This is a genomic window from Streptomyces avidinii, from assembly GCF_014650695.1.
GTDB classification, from domain to species: domain Bacteria; phylum Actinomycetota; class Actinomycetes; order Streptomycetales; family Streptomycetaceae; genus Streptomyces; species Streptomyces avidinii.
Genome location: NZ_BMVL01000001.1, coordinates 546,650 through 559,858 on the forward strand (window position 1 = coordinate 546,650; position 13,209 = coordinate 559,858).

Below are 13,209 nucleotides of genomic sequence, written 5' to 3' on the forward strand. Positions count from 1 at the left end.
CCTAGCCGGTGAAGGAAACGATCATCTTTCCGGTGTTCTCACCGCGGAGCATGCCGAGGAAGGCGGAGGTCGCGTTCTCGACGCCCTCGACGACCGTCTCGTCGTAGCGCAGTTCACCGGAACGCAGCCATCCGGCGACGTCCTGGACGAACTGCTGCTGCAGTCCGGCGTGGTCGTTGACGAGGATGCCCTGCAGGCGCAGGCGCTTGCCGATGACCTGCATCAGGTTGCGCGGACCGGGGGCGGCCTCGGTGTCGTTGTAGCCGGCGATCGCGCCGCAGAGGGTGGCCCGGCCGTTCACCTTCATCGAGGAGATGGCGGCCTCCAGGTGGTCACCGCCGACGTTGTCGAAGTACACGTCGATGCCCTCGGGGGCCGCGGCCGGCAGCTGCTCGGCGACGGGGCCGTTCTTGTAGTTGAAGGCGGCGTCGAAGCCGTACTTCTCCGTGAGCAGCGTCACCTTGTCGTCCGAGCCGGCGGAGCCGATCACCCGGGAGGCACCCTTGATCTTCGCGAACTGGCCGACGAGGCTGCCGACCGCACCGGCGGCGCCGGAGACGAAGACGGAGTCGCCCTCCTTGAAGGAGGCGACCTCGAAGAGACCGGCGTAAGCGGTCAGGCCGGGCATGCCGAGGACGCCGAGGTAGGCGGAGAGCGGGGCGAGTGAGCCGTCCACCTTGGTGGCGTGCGCGGCGTCGAGGTCCGCGTACTCGCGCCAGCCGAGGTGGTGCAGGACGTGGTCCCCGACGGCGAAGCCCTCGGCGGAGGAGGCCACGATCTCGCCGACCGCGCCGCCCTGCATCGGCTCGTCCAGCTGGAACGGCGGGATGTACGACTTCACGTCGTTCATGCGACCGCGCATGTACGGGTCCACGGACATGTGCAGGTTGCGCACGAGGATCCGGCCGGCTGCGGGCTCGGCGGACACGGGCACCTCGCGCAGGGCGAAGTCCTCGGCGACGGGCCAGCCCTGCGGGCGACGGACGAGGTGCCACTCGCGGCTGACGGCGGGGATCTGGGACATGCGGCGCTCCTGGTCAGAACGAAATTGCTTCACTAGGTGAAACAACCATGCGCCTAGATATTTCATGTTGTCAAGTAAATGGGTACGCTGGTTCCATGCCCAGTCGTCGCGTAGACCCAGTGACCATCGAAGTCGTCGAGCTCATCGGCGACGTCGTGGCCAGGTACCACATGGAGTACGAGCACGCGGCCGCCAGCCACCAGCTCACCGGTGCCCAGGCCAAGGTGCTGAACATGCTCTCGCTGGAACCCATGCCGATGCGGCGCATCGCGCTGAAGCTGCGGTGCGAGCCCTCGAACGTGACCGGCATCGTCGACCGCCTGGAGACCCGCGGCCTGGTCGAACGCCGCCCGGATCCGGCCGACCGCCGGGTGAAACTGGCCGCCCCCACCGAGGAGGGCACGCTGACCGCCGAGCGGCTGCGCGAGTCCCTGGACTTCGCACGCGAACCGCTGGCGGGCCTGTCCGCGGAGGAACGCACGGCCCTGCGGGACCTGCTCAGGCGGATGCTGAGCGAGTAGGCGCGGCCTGGGCCGTCTCTTTCGGATCTTGTCGGCCGAGCCCGGCAAGATCCGAAAGAGACGGCCTAGAACCAGCCGCAGAAGATCCAGCAGTCCTTCGTCGGCGAGGGGCTCGGCGACGGGGACGGCGGAAGCGGCGGTGCCTGCGTGCTCGCGGTGGCGCTCTGCGACGGCTTCCCCGAGGCGCCTCCCTGTACGGAAGACCCCGGGCCGGGGGTACGGGAGGCAGGGCCCGATGTCGCGGGCGCGGGAGCGGACGAGCTCGGACCCGGCTGCGTGACGCCCCCGGAGGGCCCGCCGACCCCGGCCGCCTTCGTGGCACTGACGGCGGTGGCCTTCGCCGTGGCCCTCACGGAGCCCGTGGGCGCCCCGGGCGTCGGCGCGTCCGGCAGCGGAGCGGGCTGCTGCGGCCCGTCGTCGGTCAGCACCACGTTCGCGGCGCGGTCGGAGCGCTCCCCGTCGGCGGCCATGCGGGCCACCGCCATCGAGCCCCCGACCGCGATCAGCGCGCCGAGCGCAAGGGTCAGCACGGTCCGGCGGCGGCGCCGGTGCGTGACCCGGCGGCGCGCACCGGCGCGCCGCTCGTTCGGGGCCGACAGCACGACGAGGGAGTCCGCGAACACCTCGGAGAGCTCGGTCGGCATCGCCCGGGGCGGGGCCGCGGCGCCTGGCGCAGCGCCCGGCAGTGCAGCGGACGGGGCGGGTATCAGGTACTCGGCGGGCGTTCCGCATCCGGCGCACGCCAGTGCGCCGTTGAGGTGCCTCCGGCATGCGTGGCAGTAGTTCATGGCGCCCAGAGGCTACGTGGTCTGCGGCAACATCCGGATCCCGAGAACGTAAGGATCCTGTGTGGAATCGTTTCCGGCATGACATCTTTCGGGCCGAGCGCATTCCAGTTGGTGCTGTTGCGGCGGATGGCCGACTTCCAGCCGGACCTCGCCGACGAGGCCCGCCGCCGGCTGGGCGCCTCGCTCGCGGACCAGCGGGAGGCGAACAAGCACTGGCAGGCGATGGTCCGCTCGCCCCGCTCCCGCGGGGCCCTGGCGCGGTACCGCTCGGTGCTCGGCCCGCCGGAGTCGGCCGAGCGGCGCACGATCGGCGATCTGGAGTGCGAGGCGCTGCTGTGGCCGCTGCCGCTCTGGCCGGACCTGCGCTTCGAGGTGCTGGCCGCGCCGGACGGGGCGGTGTGGAACGAGTGGCTGGTACGGGCCCCGGGCGCGCGGGGGCCCGTACTGGAGTCGCCGGACGACCTGCGGCCCTGGTCGGCGACGGTGGACGAGGTCGCGCGGGCCTTCGCTCCGGTCCGCCCGATGGAGGGGACCGCGCCGACCCGCTGGCGCCTGGCCTTCGCCGTACGGGGCCGGCCCTGCGTGGCGGAGTTCACGTACGGCCTGCTCCAGCGCTTCTCCCTCGACGGGCAGACCGGGGCGGGCGGTGCCACGGCCTAGGAGGCGAGGAAGGCGCGGACCGCCGCCGAGGTCGTGTCGTCGCCGAGCAGGTCGTTGTGCTTCAGGCAGCCGACCGGTGTGTTGGCGGCTCCGGTGAGCGGAACGCTGTCGTCGGGGTTGACGATCTCGTCGCAGTTGGACCAGAAGGTCGCGTACTTCACCGCACCCGGGGTCTCGTCCCCGCCGTTCAGGTTCCTCATGACGTACGACCCGGGGGTCATGTCGCGGCAGGCCTGGTCCCACAGGGCGCAGGCCCAGGCGGTGGAGGTGCCGCGGTTGGGTCCGGCCAGCGAGACCCAGCGGTCCACGGTGGCCCCGCCGCCGCCGAACTTCACGTACCAGCGGCTCACCAGGGAGCCGAAGGAGTGTGCGACGACGTCGACCTTGGCGGCGCCGGTCTCCCGGCGGACCTGGTCGACGTAGGCACCGAGCCGCCCGGCGAGGACCTCGTTGACGGACAGGTGGGTGTCGTAGCCGAAGGAGAAGAGCTCGGCATCGGCGTACCCGGCGGCACGCAGGTCACCGCGCAGGGCTCCCCAGACGCCCGGGTCGGCGTTGTAGCCGTGCACGAAGACCACCGGGTTCCGGGCGGCCGCCCGGTCGGCGGCGTGGGCCGGGGCGCCCGCGGGCAGAGCGAGACAGAGGGTCAGGAGTGCCAGGAGTGCCGGGAGCGCGCGAAGCGGCAGCGGTCCCTGTCGGGCCGTCAGCATCGAGTCCCCTTTACCTTGTTACGCGTGAGTAGCGCGTGCGGTGCGGGCATGGTGCTGCCTGTCGGTACAGAAATCCACCCCCATGCAGCCGCGACGCACCCCCCGGCCGGAGCATCCCAACGGGCCATTAGCCCGAATTGCCCGCGATGATATGAAAAGTGACCGACATTTCCGTCGGTCCTCTTGCGTCAGCGCTCTCGGGAGGATCTGCCGTGACCGTCAGTCTTGAGCAGTTGCGCCGCTGCCACGTCGCCGTCGACCTGGGGGCGGCAAGGACCCGCGTGTACGTCAAGGGCGCCGGCCTCGTGGTCGACGAACCCAGCGTCGCCGCGGTCAACACGCGCACCGGTGCACTCATCGCCGTCGGCTCCTTCGCCGAACGGATGACCGGCCGCACGCCCGACTACATCCGGGTCGTGCGCCCCGTCTCCGGCGGCACCGTCGTCGACATCGAGATGGCCCAGCGGATGCTGCGTCACCTCCTCGGCGAGAAGCTGCGGCGCGCCCTGCGCCGCAAGCCGCGACTGCGGGCCGCCGCCTGCACCCCGCACGACGCGGACCCGCTCGCCCAGCGGGCCACCGTGGAGACCCTCGTCGGGCTCGGCGCCCGGCGCGTCGAACTGGTCGACACCCTGATCGCGGCGGCCGTCGGCTGCGGACTGCCCGTGGAGCAGCCGACCGCGACGATGATCATGGTGTGCGGGGCCGCGGCCACCCAGGTGGCCGTCCTCTCCCTCGGCTCGATCGTCACCGCCCAGCGGATCCCGGTCGGCGGCGAGGCCATCGACCACGCAGTCGTCCAGCACCTGCGCCACGCGCACGAGCTGATGCTGCCCAGCCAGGCGGTCCGGCCGCTCCAGCTGGCCCTCCACGGCAACGGCCTCACCGTCGGCGGCCCGACCTCCACCCTGATCCACGGCCGCGACGTGGCCACCGGCCTGGCCCGTTCCGTGCAGGTGGACACCGCCGCCGTACGGGACGCGATCTACACCCCGCTGACCGCCGTCCTCGACGGCATCGGCAAGGTGCTGCGGGACTGCCCGCCGGACCTCGTGGCCGATCTGACCGACCGGGGGATCATGATGGTGGGTGGCAGCGCCCTGCTGCCGGGCCTGGACCAGATGCTGCGGGACGCCACCGGAATGCCCGTCGCCATCGCGGAACGGCCGGACGTGTGCGCCGTACTCGGTCTCGGCGCGATGCTCGAAGGGAAGATCGCCCCGATGGTCCTCAACCCCCTGGCCGAATGACGAACGCCGGGCACGAGCCCGACGCGAGGCCCGGCCGGCCCGACGCGGTGCCCGACCGGGCCGACGCGGTGCCCGACCGGGCCGACGCGGTGCCCGACCGGGCCGACCGGCCCGACGAGGAGGCGGCGCGCCTTCCGGTGCTGCTGGAAGCCGTCCTCAACGTCGGGTCCGAGCTGGAGCTGCACAGCACCCTCCAGCACATCGTGGAGTCGGCGACCGAGCTGTGCGGGGCCCGGTACGGAGCGCTCGGGGTCGTCGACCCCGAGCGCGTCCTGCTGACCCAGCTGTTCACGGCCGGGCTGACCGAGGAGCAGCGGGCCGCGATCCCGCACCTGCCGGACGCGCGCGCCGGGGTGCTCGGAATCCTCGTCAGCGACCCGCGCCCGCTGCTCCTGGACGATGTCGCCCAGGACCCCCGGGCCGCAGGTTTCCCTCCGGGCCACCCGCCCATGGGCAGCCTCCTGGGCGTCCCGATCCGGGTGCACACGGAAGTCTTCGGCAATCTCTACCTCACCGAGAAGCGCGGCGGCGGCCCCTTCACGGACGAGGACCTCGCGCTGCTGCGCGTCCTGGCCTCGCAGGCCGGCATAGCGATCGGCAACGCCCGGCTCTACGAGACCGCGCGCCGACGGGAGCGCTGGATCGACGGCGCCGCCGCCGTCACCACGGCCCTGCTCGCCGGACGCCCGGCCGCGGACGCCCTGCGCTGCGTGGCCGAACGGGCCCGGCTGCTGGCGGACGCCGCGGCCGGAGTGGTGCTCCAGCCGACCCCCGAGGGCGGCATGGAGATCGTGGCCGCCTCCACGCAGGGGGACCCCGGGGACCTGGTGGGGACCGCGATCGCCCCCGGTTCGCCGGTACTGGAACAACTCCTCGGCGGCGAACCCGTCTTCATCGACGACTCGGCGACCGACCCCCGGATGACCACGCACGTCCGGGAGCGGTTCGGGCCGAGCATGATGCTCCCGCTGCAGAGCGGCGGCCAGCTGATCGGCACCCTGGCCCTGCCGCGCGCCCGCGGCGGCCCCGCGTACGACGCGGTGGACCGGCTGCTCGCCTCGCAGTTCGCCTCGCAGGCTGCGCTGGCCCTCGTACTGGCGGACGCCCAGCACGACCGGGAGCAGCTGGCCGTGTACGAGGACCGCGACCGGATCGCCCGGGACCTGCACGACCTGGTGGTCCAGCGGCTCTTCGCCACCGAGATGATGCTGGAGAGCACCCGGCGGCGGGCCGCGAACGCCCCGTCCGGGGACACCGTGGGCGACGAGCTCCGCCGGGCCGTGGACGAGCTGGACTCCACGATCCAGGAGGTCCGGACGGCCATCTTCGCCCTCCAGCAGCCGCCGACCGACGCCCCGACGACCTTCCGGGGCCGGGTGCTGCGCGAGACGGGCGGGGCGGCGGCCGTGCTCGGCTTCCAGCCGTCGGTGCACTTCGGGGGCGCGGTGGACGCCCTGCTGCCGGACCCGGTGGCGGGCGATCTGCTCGCGGCGCTGCGCGGCGCCCTGGCCGCGGCGCACCGGCGCAGTGAGGTCACCTTCATCGACGTGCAGGTGGACGCGGAGCCGTCCCGGGTCCGGCTGACGGTGGCGGACGACGGCCGGACCGAGTCGGGCGCGCGCGGCACGACGATGACCTGGGAGTCGGCGCTGTAGGGGGTTCCCTGCCGATCAGGCCGGGCGAGTGGCCGCGCGCAGCGCGATCCGGGTGTTGGACTGGGCCACCCCCGCCTCCCGTTTCAGCCGGCGGAGCAGCCCGTCGAGGGCCGCGGGGTCGGCGGCCCGGGCGCGGACGAGGTAGTCGTGCTCGCCGGTGACGTGCACGACCTCGGTGATCCCGGGGAGCTTTGCGACCTGCCGTTCGAACTCCTCGTTGGTGGTGTCCTGGCGCAGGGTGACGTCGATGAAGACGACGAGTCCGCCGCCGGTGTCGGCGGCCGGGTCCACGATCGTGGTGAAGGCGCGGATCACCCCCTCGCGGCGCATCCGTCGCACCCGGTCGGCGGTGGCGTTGGCGCTGAGGCCGACGCGGACCCCCAGGTCCCGGTACGAGATCCGCGCATCCTGCTGGAGGATGCCGAGGATTTCCCTGTCGAGGCGGTCCATACCGCGATTCTCGCAGCCGGGGCCGGTATTCGTGCTCATCCCCTGGGCGGTCGGGTCGAACCTCGCCCCCATGAGCGAACTGATGACACCGGCGCTCGCGGGCGCGGCCGCGGGTCTGGGCGTGGCGATGCCCATGGGGGCGATGAGCGTGCTGCTGCTCCAGGAGGCCATGCGCGAGCGCCGCACGGCCGTGGCCGCCGCCGCGGGGATCGCGGCGGTCGACCTCGGCTACGCGGCTCTCGCCACCGCGGTCGGCCCCTGGGCGGCCTCCCACATCTCCCCCGTCGAGGCCTGGGTCCGGCTGGCCTCGGCGGTGATCCTCCTGGCCATCGCGGCCCATGGCCTCCGGGGCGCCACCTCCTCCACCCGTGCCGCCGCAGGCTCCCCGGGCACTTCGGCGGGCCCGGGCACCTCGGGCCCTGTTGCCGTCCCGGGCACCTCGACCGTCCCGGGCACCTCGGGCTCCGCGGCCGGCCCGGGCACCTCAGGCTCCGCGGCCGCCTCGGGGGCTTCTACCGGCCCGGCCGCCTCGGGCACCCTGGGCTCTGCGGCCGCCTCGGGCACCCTGGGCTCTGCGGCCGTCCCGGGCTCCCCGGCGGACCTGGCGCCGTCGGGCCTGCCCGGGCGGGACCGGGCGCCCGCTGCCGCCCCGGCCTCCCCCGCTTCCCCGGCCGCCTCGGGCACCCCCACCACATCGGCCACCCCGGGCGCCCCGGGCACCCCGGACGGCTCTGGTTCCCCCGCCTCCTCAGCCGCCCCGGCCGCCCCGGCGGGCCCGGCGGGCCCTGCCCGGCCGGGCAGGGTCTTCGCCCGGTACGTCGGCCTGACCGCTCTCAACCCCACCACCGCCCTCTACTTCGCCGCCCTCACCACCGCCCAGGGCGCCACCCTGCGCACCGGCCCGGCCGGGGCCGCGTTCCTCCTCGGCGTCGGCGCCGCCTCCCTCCTCTGGCAGCAGTCGCTCGTGGCGCTCGGCGCCCTCGCCGGTGCCCGTGTCCCGGACCGCGCCCGCATCTGGACCTTCCGCCTCGGTTACGGGCTGGTCGCCGCCTACGCCCTCAAGATCGCCTTCCCGCTGCCGACCCTCGGGTGAGGCTCCGGAGCCGGTCGGGGCGGGCTCGGGGAAGCCTCGGGGACATGCCGGATACGGGCCGACCCCCCGGCTCGAATGATCAGTACATGGCCGATCAACCCCTGGGGCACCGCCGGGAGGCCCCACCCGGGCCGCCTTCGCCGCCGCTCCCCCCCTGCATGCCGGCCTACGGCGTCATCCGGCTCAGCGACCTCGACCCCGACCACGGCCCGGGCCCGTCCCGGCCTGCGCCGGCTCACCGGACCCCCTCGGAGCGGCCCGCCTGGGTGTCCGCGCCGCCACCCTCCTCGGCCTGACCGGCGCCCTGGCGGTCGTCGCCCGGGCCGCCATCGACCTCGTCGTCGGCTTCCGCGCCACCGACCGCCCGGAAATGGCACGGCTCTTCGAGCAGATCCGGAGCCACCCGGAAGTGCTGCCCGCCGTCTGCACCGTCGGCCCGATGCCCTTCCACGTCGGCCTCGTCCGACTCCTGATCCGCCTCGCCCTCCAGCGCCGGGCCGGCCCCTGGCGCCCCGTCATGGTGCTGCCGGGCACGGCCACCAGCACTGCCGGCCCACGACCTGCGGCCGCTCGGCGCCCTCCCCTTCACCGCGGCCCTGCTCCCCCTGCCCCTCCTCCCCCTGACCACCCGGCCCGATCGACGGGAACCTTCTAGTGTGACCCCGTGACGACTCGCCTCTCGGCCCGCGCGGCCATCGCCTCCGTGACCGACCCCGGCAGCTTCACCGAACTCCCCGCCCCCCGGCGGGAGTCCCCGGCCGACGGACCCGACGGACCCGACGGCCCGCTGGAGTGGACCGGTTACGCGGACTCCCGCGCCCGCGCCGCCGCCCGCACCGGCGAGCAGGAGTCCGTGGTCACCGGGACCGCCCTCATCGGCGGTCACGAAACCGCCGTCATCTCCTTCGAGTTCGGCTTCCTCGGCGGCTCGTTGGGCCGGCGCACCGGGGACCGGCTCGAAGCCGCGTACACCCACGCCCGCGAGCACCGGCTCCCCCTCGTCTCGCTCATCGCCACCGGCGGCTCCCGCATGCAGGAGGGCATGCTCGCGCTGACTCAGCTCCAGCGGGTGGCCCGTCAGTGCGTCCTGACCCGGGCCGCGGGGCTCCCCCAGCTCGCCGTCCTGCGCGATCCGACCACGGGCGGCGGCTGGGCCACCCTCGGGGCCGGGGCCGATGTCGTCCTCGCGCTCCCCGGGGCCCAGGTCGGCTTCGCCGGGTCCCGGGTGCGCCCGGCCGACGCGGACCCGGCGGCCTATTCCGCCGAGGGCCAGTACGCCGCCGGGCACGTGGACGCCGTCGTGGACGCTGCCGAGCTGCCGGGGACCCTCGCCGGCTGGCTCCGCGTGCTGGCCGCGCCCCGCCCCGCCGGGCCGGTCCAGCCGCCCGCGGCGCTGGCCGCCGCAGCACCGCCGCGGACCGGCTGGGACGCCGTCCTGCAGGCCCGTCACCCCGACCGGCCGCGCGCCGCCGCGTACCTGGACGCGTACTTCGAGCTCCGCCTGCCGCTCTCGGGGGACCGGGCGGGCGGCACCGACCCCGGCATGCTGTGCGGGTTCGGACTGCGCGAGGGCCGGGCCGTCGCCTACGCCGCCCAGTGCGGCACCGCCACCCGCCCGGCGGGCTACCGTACGGCCGCCCGCGTCGTGCGCCTCGCCGACCGGCTCGGCATCCCCGTCCTCACCCTGGTCGACACCCCGGGCGCGGCCAACGACGCCGCCGCCGAACACGCCGGGGCGGGCGCGGCCATCGCGGACAGCTTCGCGGCGCTCGCCGCGGCCACCGTCCCCGTCACCACCCTGCTGATCGGCGAGGGCGGCTCGGGCGGCGCCCTGGCGCTGGCCGCTCCGGGGAACACCTGGGTCACCCCGGACAGCTACTTCTCGGTGATCGCCCCCGAGCTGGCGGCGGCCATCCTCAAGCGCCCGCCGGAGGCCGCCCCGGCCACGGCGGACCAACTGCGCATCCGCCCCCAGGACCTGGTGGCCCTGGGAGTGGCACGCGGCATCGTCCCGCCCGGCCACTACTCCTAGGGATCGCGACTTCCCTTCACAACCGGCCGGATCGCGCGAACCGCGCCGGGCTGATCCCCACGTGCCGCCCGAAGTGCCGGGTCAGATGCGCCTGGTCGTAGAAGCCCGCGGCCACCGCCGCTTCGGCCGGCCGCACCCCTGCCAGCAGCAACCTCCTCGCCAACGCCACCCGCCGCGCGGTCAGATACGCGTGCGGCGGTAGACCGTAGGTCGCCCGGAAGCTCCGGATCAGGTGCGTGGGGTGCAGGTGCCCGAGCTCGGCCGAGGCCTCCTCCAGGGTGATCCCCTCGGCCACCCGTGCGTCGAGCAGCTCGCGCAGCCGTACGGCGACCACCGCGGCCGCCGCCCCCGCCCCCGCCCCGGCGACCGCGCGCCCGGCCAGCCGCCGGTGCAGCCGCTCCCGTACGAAGGCGAGCCGCGACTGCGCCTCCAAGGGGTCCGGGTCCCGCTCCGCGAGCGCCAGGTGCAGCCCGTGCACGCGCTCCCGCAGCGCCGGATCGGCCAGCAGCGGGGTGTCCACGGCGGCTCCGGTGAGCCGCTCCGGCAGCACCGAGGTGTCCAGGTACAGCACGCGCTTGCGGAAGCCCGCCTCGGTCACGGTCCGCCCGTCGTGGGCCACCCCGGGCGGCAGCAGGATCACCGCGTCCGACACCCCGAAGCCGTGTCGTTCCCCGTCGAGGGCGAAGTCCACCCGCCCGCCGTCGAGGATCATCAGCGCCCAGGTGTCGTGCACGTGGGCCGGGTACGCGTGCTCGGTGAACCGGGCGTGGAAGACCTCCGCGATCCCGGGCACCGACGGCTGCCAGGCCCGGACGGTGCTGCGCGGACGTATCACGGCCATGTCAGGAACGTACAAGACCGGTCCGCGGGCGGGCCACCAGGCTGTCCGCATGACGACACGCAAGGTCAACATCGCCGAGAAGCTGGCCGGTTTCACCGAGCAGTGGGCGCCGCGGCGCATCGCCCGCGTCAACGACTACGAGATCAAGGCGGCCCGGATCGAGGGCGAATTCATCTGGCACACCCATGACCACACCGACGAGCTCTTCCTGGTGGTCGACGGCACGTTGACGATCCGCCTGCGCGACGGGGACGTGGTCCTCGGCCCCGGCGAGATGTACATCGTCCCGCGCGGGGTCGAGCACTGCCCGGCGGCGCGGGAGGAGGCGCAGATCCTGCTCTTCGAGCCGGCCGGCACCGCCAACACCGGCGCGGAGGGCGGGGACCGCACCCGGGAGCCGGTGGACGCGTAGCCCGGCCGGCCGCGCCGGGGCCGGGTATGTGCCGGGGCGCTCCCCGCAGGGCGCCGAACGCACTGCCGCCGCACCCTCCGACCCCTCGCCACGCTCGGCGCCCGAGGAGACGCCCCGGCGCGGCGCCCGGCCCCGGCACCACCGGTCACGGCCGGGCCCGGCACGCCCGTCGCCCCCGCCGGCAGGCGACAAGCGCCAGGCGGCAGGCGGCAGGCGGCAGGCGACAAGCGACAAGCGGCAGGCGACAAGCGGCAAGGCACGGCCGGTCGGCCGGCTGGCCGGCCACCACCCACGCACCGTCAGGCCCAGCGGTCCCAGCGGCTAGGCCTGCGGGAACCGGGCGTCGTACCGGGCGAAGTTGCGCCACCGCAGGGCGAGCAGACCCAGCACCAGTACGCAGGCCAGCCCGCCGCCCGTGACGGCCACGGTCGGGGAGATCAGGTCGGCGGTGGTCCCGGCGAGGAAGTCTCCGAGCCGGGGCCCGCCCGCGACGACGATGATGAAGACGCCCTGCAGGCGGCCCCGCATGTCGTCGGGGGTGGCGGCCTGGAGCATGGTCGTGCGGAACACCATCGAAGCGGTGTCCGCGTAACCGGCCAGGGCCAGGAAGAACATGCCGAGCCACAGGTTCCGGGTGAGCCCGAACACCGCGACGGCCAGCCCCCAGCCGGCGACGGCCAGCAGGATCGCCAGCCCGTGCCGGCGGATGCGGCCCTGCCAGCCGGAGAACAGCCCGCCGAGCAGCGCCCCGGCGGCCATCGCGGCGACCAGCAGGCCGACGGTGCCGGCGCCGCCGCCGAACCAGAGCCCGGCGATGGCCGGGAACAGCGCCCGGGGCTGCGCGAGCACCATGGCCGCCAGGTCGGAGAAGAAGGTCATCCGGATGTTGGGCCGGGTGCCGAGGAAGCGCAGTCCGTCGAGGACCGAGGCCCTCCCGCGCGCGCCCTCGGCCCGGTCGGGCTTCATCGACGGCAGCCGCCACATCGCGTAGAGCGCGGCGGTGAAGGTGACGACGTCGATCACGTAGGCCGTCCCGTAGCCCGCGAAGGTGACGATGACCCCGCCGAGGGCCGGGCCGACCATCGACCCGAAGGTCATGGTCACCGAGTTCAGGGCGTTGGCGGCGGGCAGCTGCTCGACCGGGAGCAGCCTCGGGATCATGGCGGACCGCGCCGGTCCGGTGAGCGCCCCGCAGACCGCCTGGAGCGCGACGACGGCGTACAGGAACCAGACGTGGTGGAAGCCGAGCAACGCGGCCACGGCGAGGGCGACCGACAGGGCGGCGGCGCCCATCGAGCTGTAGAGGCCGAGCTTGCGCCGGTCGACGGTGTCGGCGATCGCGCCGCCGTAGAGGCCGAAGACGACGAGCGGGACGAGGGAGAAGAGTCCGACGAGCCCGACCGAGAAGCTGGAGCGGGTGATGTCGTAGACCTGGAGCGAGATGGCGAGGGTGGTCATCGCCTGGCCGACCCAGGAGATGGTTCCGCCGAACCACAGCCGCCGGTAGTCGAGGGATGCGCTCAGCGGGGTCAGGTCGGCGAATATTCGCTGCCAGAGCTGGGGTGGGGCGGTCGTCCGGGTCACAGCGGATGATAACCACCGGCCGTTCCGCATCCCCGGGGATTTTTCGCCGCTTCACACACCGGCAACAGTCGCCACACCCGGCTCCGGGCTTTCGGCGCGGGCCGCCTCTTGCCGGTAACTCGCCACTATCACCGGACATTTGACTGAATCGACGTGCGCTCCTCACCTCGGGTTCAGCTCATGATGAAA

Annotated in this window: 14 protein-coding genes; 7 read left to right on the forward strand and 7 right to left on the reverse strand. The window is 74.2% G+C overall.

Going from position 1 to position 13,209, the window contains the following annotated elements; translation table 11 throughout:
* Position 1 precedes the first annotated feature (1 nt).
* Positions 2–1,024 (reverse strand): NADP-dependent oxidoreductase, encoded by a 1,023-nt coding sequence (locus IE257_RS02585; RefSeq protein WP_189964058.1) that lies wholly within the window; start codon positions 1,022–1,024, stop codon positions 2–4.
* A gap of 95 nt (positions 1,025–1,119) precedes the next feature.
* On the opposite strand from IE257_RS02585, the gene IE257_RS02590 reads away from it, so the two are divergent.
* Positions 1,120–1,545 (forward strand): MarR family winged helix-turn-helix transcriptional regulator, encoded by a 426-nt coding sequence (locus IE257_RS02590; protein ID WP_189964060.1) that lies wholly within the window; start codon positions 1,120–1,122, stop codon positions 1,543–1,545.
* A 65-nt stretch (positions 1,546–1,610) separates the two neighbouring features.
* On the opposite strand, the gene IE257_RS02595 is transcribed toward IE257_RS02590, so the two are convergent.
* Complete coding sequence (locus tag IE257_RS02595) at positions 1,611–2,333, reverse strand: SCO2400 family protein (protein WP_443728822.1); 723 nt, start codon at positions 2,331–2,333, stop codon at positions 1,611–1,613.
* Positions 2,334–2,411: 78 nt separating this feature from the next.
* Between IE257_RS02595 and IE257_RS02600 the strand changes: the two genes are divergently transcribed.
* Complete coding sequence (locus tag IE257_RS02600) at positions 2,412–2,993, forward strand: hypothetical protein (RefSeq protein WP_189964064.1); 582 nt, start codon at positions 2,412–2,414, stop codon at positions 2,991–2,993.
* On the opposite strand, the gene IE257_RS02605 is transcribed toward IE257_RS02600, so the two are convergent.
* Positions 2,990–3,703: an esterase/lipase family protein gene (locus IE257_RS02605; protein ID WP_189964066.1), complete on the reverse strand. Its 714-nt coding sequence runs from the start codon at positions 3,701–3,703 to the stop codon at positions 2,990–2,992. The two genes, IE257_RS02600 and IE257_RS02605, sit on opposite strands and share 4 nt — an antisense overlap.
* 212 nt (positions 3,704–3,915) lie before the next feature.
* On the opposite strand from IE257_RS02605, the gene IE257_RS02610 reads away from it, so the two are divergent.
* Together IE257_RS02610 and IE257_RS02615 are read left to right on the forward strand one after the other, a co-directional pair.
* Complete coding sequence (locus IE257_RS02610) at positions 3,916–4,953, forward strand: rod shape-determining protein (protein WP_189964068.1); 1,038 nt, start codon at positions 3,916–3,918, stop codon at positions 4,951–4,953.
* Positions 4,950–6,608: a sensor histidine kinase gene (locus tag IE257_RS02615; protein WP_189964070.1), complete on the forward strand. Its 1,659-nt coding sequence runs from the start codon at positions 4,950–4,952 to the stop codon at positions 6,606–6,608. The genes IE257_RS02610 and IE257_RS02615 overlap by 4 nt, the downstream gene beginning before the upstream one ends.
* A 15-nt stretch (positions 6,609–6,623) precedes the next feature.
* Here the strand turns inward: IE257_RS02615 and IE257_RS02620 are convergent, their stop codons facing one another.
* Complete coding sequence (locus IE257_RS02620; protein ID WP_189964073.1) at positions 6,624–7,058, reverse strand: Lrp/AsnC family transcriptional regulator; 435 nt, start codon at positions 7,056–7,058, stop codon at positions 6,624–6,626.
* Between the two features lie 70 nt (positions 7,059–7,128).
* On the opposite strand from IE257_RS02620, the gene IE257_RS02625 reads away from it, so the two are divergent.
* Complete coding sequence (locus IE257_RS02625; protein WP_189964075.1) at positions 7,129–8,151, forward strand: LysE family transporter; 1,023 nt, start codon at positions 7,129–7,131, stop codon at positions 8,149–8,151.
* Between the two features lie 235 nt (positions 8,152–8,386).
* Here the strand turns inward: IE257_RS02625 and IE257_RS02630 are convergent, their stop codons facing one another.
* A complete protein-coding gene (locus IE257_RS02630; RefSeq protein ID WP_189964077.1) occupies positions 8,387–8,602 on the reverse strand; it encodes a hypothetical protein in 216 nt (71 codons plus the stop codon).
* Between the two features lie 213 nt (positions 8,603–8,815).
* Between IE257_RS02630 and IE257_RS02635 the strand changes: the two genes are divergently transcribed.
* The gene (locus IE257_RS02635) at positions 8,816–10,183 is read left to right on the forward strand and encodes a carboxyl transferase domain-containing protein (protein WP_189964079.1); all 1,368 of its coding nucleotides are present in this window, start codon (positions 8,816–8,818) and stop codon (positions 10,181–10,183) included.
* A gap of 16 nt (positions 10,184–10,199) precedes the next feature.
* Here IE257_RS02635 and IE257_RS02640 read toward each other — a convergent pair whose 3' ends face one another.
* On the reverse strand, positions 10,200–11,024 hold the full coding sequence (locus tag IE257_RS02640; protein ID WP_189964080.1) for a helix-turn-helix transcriptional regulator: 825 nt from the start codon (positions 11,022–11,024) through the stop codon (positions 10,200–10,202).
* A gap of 49 nt (positions 11,025–11,073) precedes the next feature.
* Between IE257_RS02640 and IE257_RS02645 the strand changes: the two genes are divergently transcribed.
* Positions 11,074–11,436: a cupin domain-containing protein gene (locus IE257_RS02645; protein WP_189964082.1), complete on the forward strand. Its 363-nt coding sequence runs from the start codon at positions 11,074–11,076 to the stop codon at positions 11,434–11,436.
* 321 nt (positions 11,437–11,757) lie between these two features.
* Here IE257_RS02645 and IE257_RS02650 read toward each other — a convergent pair whose 3' ends face one another.
* Complete coding sequence (locus tag IE257_RS02650) at positions 11,758–13,020, reverse strand: MFS transporter (protein ID WP_372453022.1); 1,263 nt, start codon at positions 13,018–13,020, stop codon at positions 11,758–11,760.
* Positions 13,021–13,209: the final 189 nt, after the last annotated feature.

Excerpts from the sequence above, each read along its gene's own strand:
- IE257_RS02585 (WP_189964058.1), bottom strand. The coding sequence starts at position 1,024 with ATGTCCCAGATCCCCGCCGTCAGCCGCGAGTGGCACCTCGTCCGTCGC.
- IE257_RS02590 (WP_189964060.1), top strand. The coding sequence starts at position 1,120 with ATGCCCAGTCGTCGCGTAGACCCAGTGACCATCGAAGTCGTCGAGCTC.
- IE257_RS02595 (WP_443728822.1), bottom strand. The coding sequence starts at position 2,333 with ATGAACTACTGCCACGCATGCCGGAGGCACCTCAACGGCGCACTGGCG.
- IE257_RS02600 (WP_189964064.1), top strand. The coding sequence starts at position 2,412 with ATGACATCTTTCGGGCCGAGCGCATTCCAGTTGGTGCTGTTGCGGCGG.
- IE257_RS02605 (WP_189964066.1), bottom strand. The coding sequence starts at position 3,703 with ATGCTGACGGCCCGACAGGGACCGCTGCCGCTTCGCGCGCTCCCGGCA.
- IE257_RS02615 (WP_189964070.1), top strand. The coding sequence starts at position 4,950 with ATGACGAACGCCGGGCACGAGCCCGACGCGAGGCCCGGCCGGCCCGAC.
- IE257_RS02620 (WP_189964073.1), bottom strand. The coding sequence starts at position 7,058 with ATGGACCGCCTCGACAGGGAAATCCTCGGCATCCTCCAGCAGGATGCG.
- IE257_RS02625 (WP_189964075.1), top strand. The coding sequence starts at position 7,129 with ATGAGCGAACTGATGACACCGGCGCTCGCGGGCGCGGCCGCGGGTCTG.
- IE257_RS02640 (WP_189964080.1), bottom strand. The coding sequence starts at position 11,024 with ATGGCCGTGATACGTCCGCGCAGCACCGTCCGGGCCTGGCAGCCGTCG.
- IE257_RS02645 (WP_189964082.1), top strand. The coding sequence starts at position 11,074 with ATGACGACACGCAAGGTCAACATCGCCGAGAAGCTGGCCGGTTTCACC.